This window comes from Ruegeria sp. CDSA079, assembly GCF_059612245.1.
In genome coordinates this window covers 212,027-227,407 of record NZ_JBXWQF010000005.1, presented here as the reverse complement: position 1 = coordinate 227,407, position 15,381 = coordinate 212,027, and the positions used below count along the sequence as shown (strand labels likewise).

Annotated in this window: 18 protein-coding genes and 1 tRNA gene; 10 read left to right on the top strand and 9 right to left on the bottom strand. The window is 58.4% G+C overall.

Translation table 11 applies throughout. From position 1 onward, the window contains the following. The first annotated feature begins 74 nt into the window (after positions 1 to 74). The 7 genes from rpmF (at position 75) to AC2FJZ_RS07535 (ending at position 4,694) form a co-directional block, all read left to right on the top strand. Positions 75 to 281, top strand: coding sequence for a 50S ribosomal protein L32 (rpmF, locus tag AC2FJZ_RS07565; protein WP_008756996.1), 207 nt, complete (start codon positions 75 to 77; stop codon positions 279 to 281). A 24-nt stretch (positions 282 to 305) separates the two neighbouring features. After that, positions 306 to 1,394, top strand: coding sequence for a phosphate acyltransferase PlsX (gene plsX / locus AC2FJZ_RS07560; RefSeq protein WP_050602208.1), 1,089 nt, complete (start codon positions 306 to 308; stop codon positions 1,392 to 1,394). 24 nt (positions 1,395 to 1,418) lie between these two features. After that, the gene (locus AC2FJZ_RS07555) at positions 1,419 to 2,390 is read left to right on the top strand and encodes a beta-ketoacyl-ACP synthase III (protein WP_496668958.1); all 972 of its coding nucleotides are present in this window, start codon (positions 1,419 to 1,421) and stop codon (positions 2,388 to 2,390) included. Between the two features lie 97 nt (positions 2,391 to 2,487). After that, a complete protein-coding gene (gene ihfA, locus AC2FJZ_RS07550) occupies positions 2,488 to 2,790 on the top strand; it encodes an integration host factor subunit alpha (protein WP_152458234.1) in 303 nt (100 codons plus the stop codon). A gap of 18 nt (positions 2,791 to 2,808) precedes the next feature. After that, positions 2,809 to 3,414 (top strand): MerR family transcriptional regulator, encoded by a 606-nt coding sequence (locus AC2FJZ_RS07545; protein WP_496776798.1) that lies wholly within the window; start codon positions 2,809 to 2,811, stop codon positions 3,412 to 3,414. Between the two features lie 62 nt (positions 3,415 to 3,476). Next, positions 3,477 to 3,553, top strand: a tRNA-Pro gene (locus tag AC2FJZ_RS07540). A gap of 61 nt (positions 3,554 to 3,614) precedes the next feature. Beyond that, positions 3,615 to 4,694: a 2'-deoxycytidine 5'-triphosphate deaminase gene (locus AC2FJZ_RS07535; protein ID WP_496669304.1), complete on the top strand. Its 1,080-nt coding sequence runs from the start codon at positions 3,615 to 3,617 to the stop codon at positions 4,692 to 4,694. A 3-nt stretch (positions 4,695 to 4,697) separates the two neighbouring features. Here AC2FJZ_RS07535 and AC2FJZ_RS07530 read toward each other — a convergent pair whose 3' ends face one another. From AC2FJZ_RS07530 to argS, 6 genes are all read right to left on the bottom strand, one after another. Further along, positions 4,698 to 4,913, bottom strand: coding sequence for a hypothetical protein (locus AC2FJZ_RS07530; RefSeq protein WP_496668961.1), 216 nt, complete (start codon positions 4,911 to 4,913; stop codon positions 4,698 to 4,700). Between the two features lie 65 nt (positions 4,914 to 4,978). Then, positions 4,979 to 5,629: an SMC-Scp complex subunit ScpB gene (gene scpB, locus AC2FJZ_RS07525; protein WP_050602203.1), complete on the bottom strand. Its 651-nt coding sequence runs from the start codon at positions 5,627 to 5,629 to the stop codon at positions 4,979 to 4,981. Then, entirely contained in the window at positions 5,622 to 6,416 is a 795-nt protein-coding gene (locus AC2FJZ_RS07520) for a segregation and condensation protein A (protein ID WP_050602202.1), read from the bottom strand. Before AC2FJZ_RS07520 ends, scpB begins: the two co-directional genes overlap by 8 nt. Further along, positions 6,406 to 7,413, bottom strand: coding sequence for a beta-N-acetylhexosaminidase (nagZ, locus tag AC2FJZ_RS07515; protein ID WP_496776797.1), 1,008 nt, complete (start codon positions 7,411 to 7,413; stop codon positions 6,406 to 6,408). The genes AC2FJZ_RS07520 and nagZ overlap by 11 nt, the downstream gene beginning before the upstream one ends. After that, positions 7,410 to 8,465 carry an SPOR domain-containing protein gene (locus AC2FJZ_RS07510; protein ID WP_496776795.1) on the bottom strand — a complete coding sequence of 352 codons (1,056 nt, stop codon included), beginning with the start codon at positions 8,463 to 8,465 and terminating at the stop codon, positions 7,410 to 7,412. The genes nagZ and AC2FJZ_RS07510 overlap by 4 nt, the downstream gene beginning before the upstream one ends. Positions 8,466 to 8,553: 88 nt before the next feature. Beyond that, a complete protein-coding gene (argS, locus tag AC2FJZ_RS07505) occupies positions 8,554 to 10,299 on the bottom strand; it encodes an arginine--tRNA ligase (RefSeq protein ID WP_496776793.1) in 1,746 nt (581 codons plus the stop codon). Between the two features lie 131 nt (positions 10,300 to 10,430). Here argS and AC2FJZ_RS07500 point away from each other — a divergent pair, with 131 nt between their 5' ends. Next, a complete protein-coding gene (locus AC2FJZ_RS07500; RefSeq protein WP_496776791.1) occupies positions 10,431 to 10,982 on the top strand; it encodes a putative pterin-binding protein in 552 nt (183 codons plus the stop codon). Here AC2FJZ_RS07500 and AC2FJZ_RS07495 read toward each other — a convergent pair whose 3' ends face one another. Continuing rightward, complete coding sequence (locus AC2FJZ_RS07495) at positions 10,983 to 12,122, bottom strand: deoxyguanosinetriphosphate triphosphohydrolase (RefSeq protein ID WP_496776789.1); 1,140 nt, start codon at positions 12,120 to 12,122, stop codon at positions 10,983 to 10,985. Between the two features lie 76 nt (positions 12,123 to 12,198). Between AC2FJZ_RS07495 and AC2FJZ_RS07490 the strand changes: the two genes are divergently transcribed. After that, positions 12,199 to 12,522 (top strand): HesB/IscA family protein, encoded by a 324-nt coding sequence (locus AC2FJZ_RS07490; protein WP_496668975.1) that lies wholly within the window; start codon positions 12,199 to 12,201, stop codon positions 12,520 to 12,522. A 280-nt stretch (positions 12,523 to 12,802) separates the two neighbouring features. Continuing rightward, positions 12,803 to 13,582 carry an exodeoxyribonuclease III gene (gene xth / locus AC2FJZ_RS07485; protein ID WP_496776788.1) on the top strand — a complete coding sequence of 260 codons (780 nt, stop codon included), beginning with the start codon at positions 12,803 to 12,805 and terminating at the stop codon, positions 13,580 to 13,582. A 4-nt stretch (positions 13,583 to 13,586) separates the two neighbouring features. On the opposite strand, the gene AC2FJZ_RS07480 is transcribed toward xth, so the two are convergent. Both AC2FJZ_RS07480 and dksA read right to left on the bottom strand, forming a co-directional pair. Continuing rightward, positions 13,587 to 14,738: an FAD-dependent monooxygenase gene (locus AC2FJZ_RS07480; RefSeq protein ID WP_496776787.1), complete on the bottom strand. Its 1,152-nt coding sequence runs from the start codon at positions 14,736 to 14,738 to the stop codon at positions 13,587 to 13,589. 72 nt (positions 14,739 to 14,810) lie between these two features. After that, the gene (gene dksA / locus AC2FJZ_RS07475) at positions 14,811 to 15,233 is read right to left on the bottom strand and encodes an RNA polymerase-binding protein DksA (protein WP_050602554.1); all 423 of its coding nucleotides are present in this window, start codon (positions 15,231 to 15,233) and stop codon (positions 14,811 to 14,813) included. Between the last annotated feature and the right edge of the window lie 148 nt (positions 15,234 to 15,381).

The window sequence follows — 15,381 nt, the reverse complement described above, 5'->3', positions numbered from 1 at the left end:
AACCACGATAAAACGAAGTATGAAACCCGGTCGGCGGCGAATCTGCTGACCCACAGTAGACAAAGGTTGAGACCATGGCCGTCCAACAGAACAAAGTTTCCAAGTCGCGTCGCAACAACCGCCGCGCACACGACGCTCTGGTTGCTGCAAACCCGAACGAATGCCCGAACTGTGGCGAGCTGAAGCGCCCGCACCACGTTTGCGCATCCTGCGGTCACTATGATGATCGTGAAGTCGTCGCACAAGCCGACGAAATCGATCTGGACGAAGACGCAGCCTAAGCCTGATTGAGCGCAGACCGAGGCATGACTGAACAGCCCACGCACGCCGGACGGATCACCATCTCGGTCGACGCTATGGGCGGGGACGCAGGTCCCGCAGTGGTTGTTGCAGGTCTGGCAAAATCAGCCGACAAGAACCCGGATATCGGATTTTTGTTGCACGGGCCCGAACAGGTTTTACGTAAGCTTGTCGCCAAACGGCGTGTCCTGGAAGGACGCGTCGTTTTTCGTGATTGCCCCGATGTGGTCACGATGGAGGACAAGCCCAGCCAGGTTGTGCGCAACGGCAAGCAAACCTCGATGTGGTCCACGCTTGAGGCTGTACGCCAAGGCGAAGCACATGGGGCGGTGTCCTGCGGCAATACGGGCGCGCTGATGGCGTTGTCGATGATGCGCTTGCGCAAACTGCCGGGTGTGAACCGCCCGGCCATTGCGATTCTGTGGCCTTCACGCAACCCGCAAGGCTTCAATGTGATGCTTGACGTGGGCGCAGATGTCCGTGCCGACTCCAAGGATTTGCTGCAATATGCCCTGATGGGTGCCTCATACGCGCGCAACGGCATGGCATTGAAACGGCCCCGGATCGGCTTGCTGAATGTCGGCACCGAAGAACACAAAGGGCGCGCCGAACTGAAAGAAGCCCACGCGATGATCGCGGAATTCGCGGACCAGGCGAATTTCGAATTTGTGGGCTTTGTCGAAGGCAGCGACATTCCCGGTGACAGGGCAGATGTTATTGTCACGGATGGGTTTACCGGAAATGTTGCAATCAAAACCGGCGAAGGGACGGCCAGCCTGATCGGTGATCTGTTGCGCCAGGCCTTCAAGTATTCTCCGTTGTCCCGATTGGCATCGATCCTTGCGATCACCTCGCTGAATCGCTTGAAAAAGCGTATCGACCCGCGGCGCGTGAACGGCGGTGTGTTTCTGGGTCTGAACGGCACTGTTGTGAAATCCCATGGCGGCGCAGATGCGACTGGCGTATCGGCGGCGATCAAGCTGGCCTTTACTCTGGCGCAATCGGGCTTTTCCGAAAAATTAGCCGCGCGGGTTGCATCCACGGCCCAGCTTGCACAAGATGCCGCGCAATCAGCGCCGCAGACCGATAAATAACCAAAAAAAAGGCAGTACCCCAAAATGGCAGGCCGTTCAGTTGTAGTAGGTGTCGGGCATTATTTGCCGGAACGCATCGTTCCCAATTCCGAGTTTGAGAGAACGCTGGACACAACCGACGAATGGATCCGCACCCGCTCGGGCATTGAGCGCCGCCACTTTGCCGCCGAGGATGAGACCACCTCGGATCTGGCGACAAAGGCGGCAGAGGCCGCTTTGGAAGACGCCAGCTTGAGCGCGGACGATATTGACGCCATCATTGTTGCGACTTCAACCGCTGATCTGACCTTTCCGTCTGCTGCGACCATGGTTCAGGCGCAGCTTGGCATGACCAATGGCTTCGCCTTTGACATACAGGCGGTTTGCGCAGGATTCGTTTTTGCACTTTCCAACGCAAATGCGCTGATTGTTTCCGGTCAGGCCAAGCGTGTGCTGGTGATCGGCGCCGAGACGTTCTCTCGGATCATGGACTGGACCGATCGATCCACCTGTGTCCTCTTCGGCGACGGCGCGGGAGCTTTGGTGCTGGAAGCGCAAGAGGGCGAAGGCACCGCCGCAGATCGCGGCATTCTGGCAACCGACCTGAATTCGGACGGCCGTTACAAGGATCTTCTTTATGTGGATGGGGGCGTATCAACCCAATCCACCGGGCACCTACGTATGCAAGGCAACCAGGTGTTCCGCCATGCCGTTGAAAAACTTACGAAAACTGCGGAAACGGCATTGGATCGTGCGGGCCTCAGCAATGCGGATGTGGACTGGATCGTTCCGCATCAGGCCAATATCCGGATCATTCAGGGCACCGCCAAGAAAATGGGCCTGCCGATGGAAAATGTTGTGGTCACGGTTCAGGATCACGGTAACACCTCGGCTGCGTCTATTCCTTTGGCGCTATCAGTCGGCAAACAGCGCGGCCAGATCAAGCAAGGTGACCTGATCGTAACCGAAGCCATTGGTGGTGGGCTGGCATGGGGCGCGGTGGTTCTGCGCTGGTAACCGGCGCAAACCGGCTTACACAGCCTCTTGCAATTCATTGATATTGACAGCGAATTTGCCATAGCCATATGCTCTGATATCAACAAGGGGAAATGGCATGGGCGACAAAACACTGACTCGAATGGATCTGAGCGAAGCCGTCTTTCGTGAAGTTGGACTGTCACGAAACGAAAGCGCGCAGCTGGTGGAAAGCGTCTTGAACCACATGTCTGACGCTCTGGTTCGTGGTGAGCAGGTCAAAATCTCGTCCTTCGGCACCTTCAGTGTACGCGACAAGACCGCCCGCGTTGGTCGCAACCCCAAAACCGGTGAAGAAGTCCCGATTCAGCCGCGCCGCGTGCTGACGTTCCGCCCGTCGCATCTGATGAAGGATCGCGTCGCTGCCGGGAATCGCAAGTAACCCCGAGGTCTCGCGGATATGAGCAAGTCTCCCGACGCGTTTCGCACCATCAGCGAAGTTGCGGATTGGCTTGGTGTTCAAGCCCATGTTTTGCGTTTCTGGGAAAGCCGGTTCACGCAGGTGAAACCGGTCAAACGCGCGGGTGGACGCCGGTATTATCGCCCCAATGACATGCGGCTTTTGGGGGGGATCAAAAAACTGCTCCACGAAGACGGAATCACCATCAAAGGCGTTCAGCGCATCCTGCGCGAGCAAGGCGTGGCACATGTCGTATCGCTGTCCCCGTCTTTGGACGAACACTCCCCTGACCCGGCATTACCTGTTGAAGACACCGTGGTGCCATTTGAACCGAAACCCGCGGCCGCCACTGAACAGATCCATATGGATTTGGGTGAGCCCTCTGCACCATCGGTGAAAGAAGAAGCTCGGATCGACTCAGCCCCATCTGCCATTCAGAAGCCAGATTCGGAACCTGAACTTGATACCGCCCCTTTGATCGGGGGAATCGCATCCCTGGCGTGGAACCGGGCCGAGTTTGACGACGACCTGCTGCGCCGCATCGCGCCGATCGCAAAAGACCTGCGTTACTGGCTGGACCGTGTGGAAACACAGGCGGCGGGTTAGGAAAAAAAGGCAGTGTTTTCCTCTTGCCCCTGCCGGGAAAATCTTTATGAACACCCCAACGTCGGGCTATGGCGCAGCCTGGTAGCGCGTCCGTCTGGGGGACGGAAGGTCGCAGGTTCGAGTCCTGCTAGCCCGACCAAATCACACCGACGTTTATGGCACACAGGCCAGATCCCGCTCTGGCACCAGAGGGGATCGAGATGACAGGTGTTTGCCCGAACCAACAGATTGAGGCGATGATCGCGCGCAGCGAAATCACCGCCAGCCCGGACGTTCTGTCTGCACAGATTCAACCCGCTAGCCTTGATTTACGTCTGGGAACAGTCGCTTACCGAGTCCGTGCTTCGTTTCTTGCAGGCGAAGGGCGAACCGTCGCCGATCGTTTGACCGAGTTCGAGATGCACCGCATCGATATTTCGGCTGGTGCTGTTCTGGAAAAAGGCTGCGTCTATCTGGTGCCCCTGATGGAATCGCTCGCCCTGCCCGAGGATGTCAGTGCCGTGGCAAATGCCAAAAGCTCGACCGGGCGGCTGGACCTTTTGACCCGGACCATCACCGATGGCGGCTCCGAATTTGACCGGGTGCCTGCGGGATATACGGGACCGCTCTATGCGGAAATCTGCCCGCGTTCCTTCTCGGTTTTGGTGCGGCCCGGGATGCGCTTGAACCAGATCCGTTTCCGTCAGGGTCAGGCCGTGCTCTCGGATGCCGAGTTGACGGCTTTGCACGTCGAGTCGCCACTGGTGGATGGTCCTGCCGTCATTCAGGACGGTTTGGGCTTTTCCGTTGATCTGCAACTTCCCGATACCGATCTGGTTGGCTACCGTGCCAAGCCACACACCGGCGTGATCGATCTGGATCGTATCGGCGAATACGACCCGCAGGACTATTGGGAAGAAGTGCGCACCAAGGATGGCTGCATCATCCTGGACCCCGGCGCGTTCTATATCCTTGTCAGCCGTGAGGCGGTGCACATTCCACCAATGTACGCCGCTGAAATGGCACCCTATCTGGCGATGGTTGGTGAATTCCGAGTGCACTATGCCGGGTTCTTTGACCCCGGTTTTGGCCATGCCGCTGCCGGTGGGGCCGGATCCCGAGGTGTGCTTGAGGTACGCTGCCACGAAGCACCGTTCGTGCTGGAGCATGGGCAGGTTGTCGGGCGTCTGGTCTACGAGAAAATGACCGAAATGCCCACGCAGCTATACGGCGCAGGCATCGCCTCGAACTATCAGGGTCAGGGTTTGAAACTGTCGAAGCACTTCAAAGCTGTAAGCTAAACCTTAAAACTTCATGAACCGGCGCATTTGCCGGGTCACACGCTGTGCTTGCCTCAGGCTCTGCGCATGGCGTGGCGCGCTGACTTGCCTGGGCCCTTTCGACGTGCCCGATCTGTCGCCCTTTCGGCTGGCCATGTCGATGCCCTTGTTCACACCCTTATTGACCAAACGGCGCATGACCTGACGCACAATCATATCGATGATCCGGTTTGCATTCATCGCTCAACTCCGTGTCTTCTCGCTCAAAGATATGCGGTTTATGCGGCAATAAAAGGGCTGCGCGATCACTCTTCCTCGAACAGTTCGGTCTGGTCTTCGTCGACCTCGTCCTCGGACCCTTCACCCAACGGAATAGCACCCGGTGGAGGCCGGTTCTCCAGAAGCCCCGCGGCCCTTAATTCTTTCAGCCCCGGCAAGTCACGCGCATTTTCCAGACCAAAGTGGTCCAAGAATTCGGGCGTAACCACAAAGGTCACTGGACGGCCCGGGGTCATGCGGCGGCGGCCCAGTTTGATCCACTCCATCTCGAGCAACTGGTCGATGGTTCCGCGTGAAACCGACACGCCCCGGATTTCCTCGATCTCGGCCCGCGTGCAGGGCTGATGATAAGCGACGATGGCCAGCGTTTCGATCGCCGCCCGGCTCAGCTTGCGGGTCTCGACCGTTTCCTTCTGCATCAGAAAACCCAAATCAGGGGCCGTGCGGATGGCCCAGGCATCACCGACACGCACCACACGCACGCCGCGTCCTTCATAGCGTTTTTGAAGCAATTCAACGGCTTGCGCCGCATCGCTGCCATGGGGCATCCGGGCTTCCAGATCCGCGATTGTCACCGGCTCAGAGCTGGCGAACAACACGGCCTCGACCATACGCTCTTGTTCCGCCAGCGGAGGTGCTTCGAACAGTGTGCCGGTTTCTTCAGGGGCGTCAGTCACGTGTTTCGGTCCTCTTGCGCAGATGGATCGGAGCAAATGTCTCGCTCTGCTTCATCTCCATATGTCCTTCTTTCACCAGCTCCAACGAGGCCGCAAAGGTCGCCGCTGTTGCTGACCTGCGGCGTACAGGGTCGGCATCCCAGCCGTCAGGCAGATAGGTCTCCATATCGGTCCACGTCCCGGCAAACCCGATCAACGGACGCATCCGTTCCAGCGCCTGCTCCATTGTGAATACAGCATCGCGATCCATCACAAAGGGGCGGAACTCATCACGGGTGCGGATACGGGCATAGCCCTGCATCAGATCCAGCAGCGTGGCGGAATAGGTTACGGTTCGGATACGGGTGATATCTTCGCCCTGCCCGCGCCTAAAGAAATCGCGACCCAACTGATCGCGCGCCATCAAACGCGCGGCAGCGTCGCGCATGGCCTGAAGGCGCTCCAACTGAAACGCAAGATGCGCTGCCAGTTCCTCGCCCGACGGCCCTTCGTCATCGGGGTCGGGTGGCAGCAGCAAGCGAGATTTCAAGAAGGCCAGCCAGGCCGCCATGACCAGATAGTCGGCGGCCAGTTCGATCCTCAGCGCCCGCGCCTTTTCGACAAAGGTCAGGTACTGCTGCGCAAGTGCCAGAACCGAGATTTTCCTCAGATCAACCTTCTGCGTACGTGACAGGGTCAGCAGAACATCCAGCGGACCTTCGAACCCGTCGACATCAACAATCAGCGCTTCGGCCGCAAGACGATCCGCGACCGAGACAGGGTCTTCGCTGAAAAGGTTATCGTTCATATACCTGCCCGCCCATTAGGGCAGATAGTTCAGCCTCGGCGGCAGGGATGTCAAGTTCCTGAGGAGGTTTGCGCATCGCCAGCGCCTGTTCTGCGCGGGCTTGTGCCTGATCCGTCATCTCTCCGGCGGATTCCATCACTTCGGCACGGTCCGTAAAACTGCCGTTGCAATGCAGAACAACGTCGCAGCCTGCCTGAATGGCCTGACGTGACACATCGGCCGGCGTACCGCTCAGCGCTTTCATCCCGATATCGTCGGTCATGATCAGCCCGTTGAACCCGATCTTTTCACGGATCAAACCCATCATGGTCTTAGAAATCGTAGCTGGTTGCGGGTCGATCTGATCGTATACCAGATGCGCGGTCATCCCCATCGGCAAATCGTTCAGAGCGCGGAAGGGTGCGAAATCGCTGCTGTCCAACGTGTCCATCGGCAGATCAACATGCGGCAGGTCATAGTGGCTGTCCAGCGTAGCACAACCATGACCGGGCATATGTTTGATTACTGGCAGAACACCCCCGTCCAAGTGCCCTTCTGCCACGGCCTTACCGATCTGGGAAATCTTATCAGGATCAGAAGCATAGCAGCGGTTCTTCAGAAAAGCGTGCGTATCCGACCGCGCCACATCAACCATGGGGGCGCAGTTGCTGTCGATACCCAAGCCGAACAGTTCGTCAGCAATCAGGCGATAGCGTAGATACATGGCCCGCTCGGCCTGATCGCCTGATCGCGTCACGTGATCCAACGGTGGCAGCCATTCGCGGGCCAGAGGTGCGCGCAGGCGCTGCACGCGCCCGCCTTCCTGATCAATGGTGATGGGGCAATTACGACCAACCGCCTCGCGGAAATCATCGCACAAGGCACGCACCTGATCGGCGCTTTCGATGTTGCGGGCAAACAGGATGAACCCAAACGGGTTCATCTGGCGAAACAGGTCTCTTTCCTCCTGCGTCAGGCGCAGGCCTTCGGCGTCGGTGATCGTGGCGCCAAATTTCACCGCACGGCTACCGGGATGCAATCGGCCCCTTGAGCGACCAGCGCAGCACAGAACTGGCGCGAGTCACTCAGGTCTTCGAAACCCAGAACGCGCAGACGATAGAAGGTTCGGCCGCCGCTTGAAGTTTTCTGAATAACGCGTTGCTTTCCATCCATATATTCACCGAACCGACCACTCAGACGATCCCATTCGGCCTGGGCCACCTGAGTACTGTCATAGGCCCCAAGCTGCGCAAGGCGTGTGCCTTTGGTCAGCGTATCGGGATCGGCATCCAAGCCAACCGCAGCCTTGACGGCGGCGTTGATGGCGCCCTCAGACGCTTCGCTGGGCGAAACTTGACTGCGTGCCGGGCGTTTAGCCGGGCGCAACGACCTGCGGACCCCCGGCAATTCGGCAATAGCCGGGTCCGGCAAGGCCGCGGCAAAATCGGCAGGATCGATTGCCGGTTCTTCCTCGGGCGTGGACAGCGATGCAACCTGCACGCCCTCTTCAAACTCTTGTTGGGTTTTGGCCGCCTCACCTGCCAGTTCCGCCACCAGCGCGTCTACTGCATTCTGACGCAGTCGCGCGGCTTCCTGGGTTGAGATCGGCTCTTCCACCACATGCAGCGCCGGGGTTGGCTTCAGATCACCACCGGGCAAGTCTTCTGCAGTCAGCGATACCGGGCGCGGCGCAAGGATCAGACGATCCGCCGGGGCGGCGGCGGTGCCTTCGGCCGCAACGGCATTCACGGCCAACCCCTGGTGATCTGCGGGAGTGCCGCCCGGGTTTTCCGGCTGCACGCGCATCGGCCCTTCGGCTGCGCGCACAACGGGCACGCCACTTACATCCCGCATGACCAGTTGATACCCCCAAAAGCCGACACCAGCGACCAACGCCAAGGATGCAACAGCCCCAAGAACGTTAACCATCTGGCCCAGTCCAAACGTGCCGCGCGGCGCGTCATAGTCCTGCATATCCTCTGGATATTCATACGCATCCTCAGGATGCGCCTGATTCGGGTAATGAATCTGCCCGGGGCTTTGGTGCCCCGAGTAATCGTAACTCGCCATGTCCGCCTCACTGCCCGTTTAGCGCCTGAAAATAAGGCGCGCGGGTCATTTCTTGCCTACCTCGTACCGGCGGTTCGGGCGATATTTGTTACCGCATCTCCTGCGCCGGGGTAACGCCAAGAATACCCAAGCCCGCTGAAATCACAACAGAAACGGCCCGGGCCAGTGCGATTTTTGACTGGCTTGTGGCAACATCGCCATCCTGAATGAAACGCAACTGGGTTTCTTCATTGCCCTTGTTCCACAGCGCGTGGAAATCCCCTGCAAGTTCATACAGATAGAAGGCAACACGGTGTGGTTCATTGGTGCGCGCGGCGATTTCCACCAGACGTGGCCATTCGGCCAGTTTCTTGGCGACGGTCAGTTCCGAAGCGTGATCGTTCTTGCGTAAATCGGCCCCGGCAAGCGCTGCGTCATCAGCCGCAATTCCAGCCTCAGCGGCGCGGCGCAGAACGCTCATGACGCGGGCATGGGCATATTGCACATAGAATACGGGGTTCTCGCGGCTCTGTTCCAGCACCTTGTCGAAATCGAAGTCCAACGGCGCGTCGTTCTTGCGGGTCAGCATGACAAACCGGGTCACATCAGGGCCGACCTGATCGACCACATCACGCAGAGTGACAAAGTTCCCTGCCCGCTTGGACATCTTGAATGGCTCGCCATTCTTCCACAGTTTCACCAGCTGGGTCAGCTTGATATCCAGCGGCACCTTGCCGTCGGACAGAGCCGAAACAGCCGCTTTCATCCGCTTGACGTAACCGCCATGGTCCGCCCCAAACACGTCGATCAACGCGTCAAAGCCACGGCTCACCTTGTCATAGTGATACGCGATATCGGGGGCGAAATAGGTCCAGCTGCCATCCGATTTCTTAACCGGACGGTCGACGTCATCGCCATGCTCGGTCGATTTGAACAGGGTCTGCTCGCGCGGTTCCCAATCCTCGGGCTTCTTGCCCTTGGGCGGTTCCAGCACGCCTTCATAGATCAGGCCTTTGTCGGTCAGCGATTTCAACGCCGCCTCGATCCGGCCTGTGCCATACAGTGATTTCTCTGAGAAAAACACATCCATCTCGACACCCAGCGCCTTCAGGTCAGCGCGGATCAAATCCATCATCGCTTCGGTCGAAAACTCGCGCAACTCTTCCAGCCATTCGCTTTCCGGCTTATCGATCAGGCTGTCGCCATATTTTTCTTTCAGCGCCTCACCGATCGGGATCAGATAGTCGCCCGGGTACAGACCCTCGGCAATCTCGGGGCTCAGCCCGTTGGCCTCGCGATACCGCTCATACGCGGAGCGCGCCAACACATCCACCTGCGCGCCACCATCATTGATATAGTATTCGCGGGTCACATCGTGACCCGAATAGGCCAGCAAACTGGCCAAAGCGTCCCCGAACACCGCGCCCCGTGTATGCCCCACATGCAGTGGACCAGTCGGGTTGGCTGAAACATATTCGACGTTGACCTTTTGCCCCTGCCCCATGGTCGATCGTCCATAGTTGGAGCCCTTATCCAGCACCGCGGCCAGCACGCCCTGCCAGACGGACGGCGCGAGACGCAGGTTCAGAAAGCCCGGCCCGGCAACCTCGGCGCTGGTGATCCGGTCATCGGCTGCCAGTTTCCCAGCCAGCACATCGGCAATATCACGCGGCTTCAACTTGGCCGGTTTCGCCAAAACCATCGCGGCGTTGGTCGCCATGTCACCATGCGCTGAATCTCGCGGAGGTTCGACCGCCACGTTGTCAAAGCTCAGCCCTTCCGGCAGAGCGCCCTCGGACTGCATCTGTGCCAGCGCGTCCAGTACAAGGCCGCGGATCTCGGAAAACAGGTTCATTTCGGATGTCCTTTTGCTTGCCCGGCGGTTTACCACGCAACACAGCAAGGTCAATGGAAGCCTAATGTTTAAGCTTGGTTTCGAGGTGTAGCACGTTAATCTCAGCCTGAATTCAACACTCGGAGACCCGCATGCGCTGCACCCTGCCTCTTGCCCTGCTTTTGACGATCGCCCTGCCCGCTCAGGCTGAAATGCCTCAACCACAGGGCCACGTGCTGCTGACGCTTGGCGGCGCTGTCAGCGAATCCAACTTGCCTGCGCGAGGCGAGAACGACGGCGGTTTGCTGGGCTATCTGGAAGTCACACATGACGGCGCAGCCGGATTTGATGCGGCCATGCTGGATGCGCTGGAGCAATTTGAGATCAAAATTCCCTACGGCGCCCCGGGCAATCAACGAGACTATGCGTTCTCAGGTCCTCTCCTTTCCGAGGTCATGATCATGGCCGGAGCCGAAGGGAAAAAGGCCCTGCCCATGGCACTGGATGGATATCAGGCCGAAATCGAGTGGGACAGCATCGCAACAAACAAACCAATCGTTGCCACGCACGCCGATGACGCCCCGTTGGGGATCGGCGGGTACGGCCCCACGATGATCGTGTTCCCGCCCACCGATGACGCCGACCAATCCGCAAAACAGGCAGGTCAGCAAGTCTGGGCCATCGCCTATATCGCTGTAGAGTGATCAGCCGGTCAGCCGCTCATGATCCTGCAAGGCAAAGCGGTCGGTCATACCTGCGATATAGTCCGATACAATACGTGCCAATGCCGTCTCGTCTCTGGCTGCTTCAATGTCATCGTGCCAGCGTGCCGGCATTTGCCTGGGGTCGTTGAGATAGATCGGAAATAGGTCTTCCACTATCTTTGCGACCTCCGCCCGAACTTTCATCACGCTGGGCGCGCGATACATCCGGGTAAACAGAAACGCCCGGATTTCGCGAAGCTGCGCCCAAACCCCATCAGAGAACTGAATAACAGGATGACCCAGATGGCGGATGTCCTCGACCGACTGCGCCCCCGAGCTCTCGATCAAGTCACGGGACGTGTTGATGACGTCTGACACCATCACACCGAACACCCGCCGTAACGCCTCGTGACGCCTGCGATAGTCATCCAGCGCTGGGTATTTCGAATCTACCTCAGCATAACAAGCCCCAACGATTGGCAGGTCTCGCAAATCATCATCTGCGAACAACCCTGCGCGCAGACCGTCCAGAAGATCGTGGTTGTTGTAGGCAATATCGTCAGACAGCGCTGCAACCTGCGCTTCAGCGCTGGCATGGGTGTGCAATTCCAGATCGAAACCCTGATTGCACTCGGCCAGCGCCCAAGGCAGATCACCATTGACCGGACCATTGTGCTTTGCGATACCCTCCAGACAATCCCAGGTCAGGTTACAACCATCAAATTCCGCGTAGTGGCGCTCTAACTTTGTGACGATCCGAATGGCCTGTGCGTTGTGATCAAAACCGCCAAAGGGCTCCATCAACGCATGCAAAGCGTCCTCACCGGTGTGGCCAAAAGGCGTATGTCCCAGGTCATGAGCCAGCGCCACGGCTTCCGTCAACTCCGGGTTCAGGCCCAACGCCCCGGCAATGGTTCGCGCCACCTGAGCCACTTCTATGGAATGGGTCAAACGGGTGCGATAGCTGTCGCCTTCATGCTCGACAAACACTTGCGTCTTGTGCTTGAGCCGCCGAAAGGCGCTGGCATGAATGATCCTGTCCCGGTCACGCTGAAAACATGACCGGAAACTGCTCTCCTCCTCAGGTACCAGCCGCCCTCTTGCGCGCGCCGGATCCGAGGCAAAACTCGCTCTGACCAAAGGTCTAGTCCTTGTCGCCTGTCCTTGGGTTCCATATATTGTAGGATGCTGAGGAAATAAACCTTTGGAGAGCGGCATGAATCTGCCCCCGACAGTCACTGAACGCGCTTTTGAACGTCTGGCCGAGATCGGCGCCGCAGACCAGGGTCAAGCCCTGCGTGTTGCAGTGGAAGGCGGCGGTTGCTCAGGCTTTCAATACGAAATCGCGCTGGACGCTCCAAAAGAGGATGACCTGGTCCTTGAGGGCAAAGGTCAGAAAGTCATCGTTGATGCGATCTCGCTGCCTTTTCTGGAAAACGCAGTTATCGACTTCACTCAAGAACTGATTGGCGCGCGATTTGTGATCGACAACCCCAATGCCACCTCTTCCTGCGGTTGCGGCACGTCCTTTTCGATGTGAGCGCGATGGGGGCCTTGCCCCCACACCCCCAGGATATTTTTAGCCAGATGAAGCAGGGATCCGCTCTCTGATCCAACGACCAGAGAGCTTCACCTGGCGCGGACATCGGCGTCCCCGCCTGTACCGCCACTTCAATTTGAGAAAAATAGGTTAAAGATCCGTTTCTTCATCTGGCTTAAAATATCCCGGAGCGCGAGGCAGAGCCTCGCATACTCGCTCTCCGACTTGCCGTTGGGCTCGTTCTGAGCGATAGGTGCGACAGTGCTTCGGAGGATTGCGCATGAAAATCGCCACGTTCAATATCAACGGAATCAAAGCGCGGGCCGAAGCCCTTCCGCGGTGGCTAGATGACGCACAACCTGATGTCGTTCTCTTGCAAGAGATCAAATCCATCGACGAGAACTTCCCCCGCGAAATGTTTGAAGAGCGTGGGTATAACGTGGAAACCCACGGGCAAAAGAGTTTCAATGGCGTAGCAATCCTGTCGAAACTGCCTTTGGAAGACGTCTCGCGCGGCCTGCCGGGGGATAATCAAGATGAACAAGCGCGCTGGATCGAAGCGACCGTCATCGGCAAAAAGGCGCTTCGAATCTGCGGTTTGTACCTGCCCAATGGCAACCCGGTACCCGGCCCGAAATACGACTATAAACTGGACTGGATGGAACGGCTGTATCAGCGCGCGCGTGATCTTCTGGACAGTGAAGAACCGGCCCTGATGGCGGGCGACTACAATATCATTCCGCAGGCCGAAGATGCCAAACGTCCTGAAGCCTGGCGGGAGGACGCCCTGTTCCGGCCCGAAAGCCGCGCGGCGTTTCGCAAGATTCTGAACCTTGGGTTTACTGAAGCATTCCGGACCACAACCCAAGGCCATGGGCACTATTCATTCTGGGATTATCAGGCGGGTGCATGGAACCGGAATGACGGCATTCGGATCGACCATTTCCTGCTGACACCACAGGCTGCGGACTTGATGCGTGATTGCCGGATCGATTTTGAGATTCGGGGACACGAAAAGCCCTCGGACCATGTGCCGGTTTGGGTTGATCTGGATCTGTGATTCCTCACCCGGTCGGATCGTAGCTGTAGATCCAATCGTATCGCTGCGCAAACCTTGGACCAAGCGCCATCAAAGCAGCTTGAGCGGCCAGACGCATTGGGCCGCTCAGGTGAAAGTTTCGCGCGTTTGATCCTGCGGTCGCGACGACTTTTTGCGCGCGTGGTTTCCGGAAACTCTCATAGGCGGCCAACGCCTTCACGACACCCGACTGCGCCTCGAAGGCGCGGGCAAGGCACCACGCATCCTCCAACGCCAAACAGGCCCCTTGCGCCATGAACGGCAACGTAGGATGTGCTGCATCCCCTAGCAGGGCGAGGCGGCCGTTTTGCCATTTCTCGGCAACCGGGCGCAGGAACAAAGCCCAAATGTTGACCTGCTCGATCTGCGCAAGAATATCACCCACCTCACCACCGAAATCGGCAAAGCGCGCGCGCAAGTCCTCTGGGTGTCCCTCCTGCCGCCATCCTTCCTCGCGCCAGTCCGACCGTTCTTCGATCGCCACGACATTCATTAGGCTCTGATCGCGCAGAGGATACGTCACCACGTGACGCCCAGGCCCCATGGTCAGCGCGGCACGCGGCGTCTGGTCGGGATGGCTCCACGGGATCGTGGCACGCCATGCGACTTGATGGGTGAAGGCGGGAGTTTCAGGCCCGTTGAGGATCGGCCGGATCACGCTGCGCCCGCCATCTGCTGCAATAGCACATTCGGCGCGCAGCCTTTCGCCGCTTTCCAGAACAATCTCGGCCTCTCCGGAGTGTTTCCGCACTTCAGTCACGCGAGACCCAAGGCATATCTCTACTCCGGCGTGCACCGCGGCTTTGTGCAGTAAGTCAAGCAGGTCGGCGCGATGGTAGTAATAGGTCGGTCCTGCAGCGGGACTGGGTACGCGACTGATGACCCGTCCATTGCGATAGTCGCGCAGCACAGTACCAAATGATTTCTGCCCAAAGGCAGGTTTATCATCCGCAACCCCAAGGGCCCGCAGCACAGACATGCCGTTGGCGCTGATTTGCAGGCCCGCTCCGACTTCGGTCAGTTCGCTGGCTTGTTCGAGCACTGTGACCTGTGCGCCCCTGACACGCAACGCAAGCGCGGCCGCCAGACCACCGATGCCGCCGCCAATGACACAGAATTTCAGACCGTTGATATTCATGCCCCCGCCTTAACGCAAAAACGCCGGGGCCACAGGCCCCGGCGCTTATGTTTTTTACCCTGAGCCCGGCGATCAATCGTCGCGGTGGACCTTTTCCCGGCGCTCGTGACGTTCCTGTGCCTCAAGCGTCATGGTGGCAATCGGACGCGCATCCAGACGTTTCAGCGAAATCGGGTCACCAGTCTTTTCGCAGTATCCGTATTCGCCTTCTTCGATACGGCGCAGGGCCGAGTCGATCTTGGCGACCAGTTTGCGCTGACGATCCCGGGTACGCAGTTCAAGCGCGCGGTCTGTTTCTTCGCTGGCGCGGTCTGCGACGTCCGGAATGTTACGAGTGTTGTCCTGCAGCCCTTCGATCGTGTCGCGGCTGCCTGCCAATAGCTCTGTCTTCCAATCCAGCAGCTTGCGGCGAAAATACTCAAGCTGACGATCATTCATGAAAGGTTCATCTTCGGCCGGACGGTAATCTTCCGGCAGAAAAACTTCCTGCTTCATATTTGCTCCCTCGGTATGGCCAGAAACGTCGGTCGCGGCTGTTTCACCTGACATTTGGCTCTCCCTTCTGCGCAGCGTTTAGCCGACGGGCGGTGGAATGTCACTACACAAACGTTGCGTCCACATGTGCCCGCGTGGATTTGTCTAA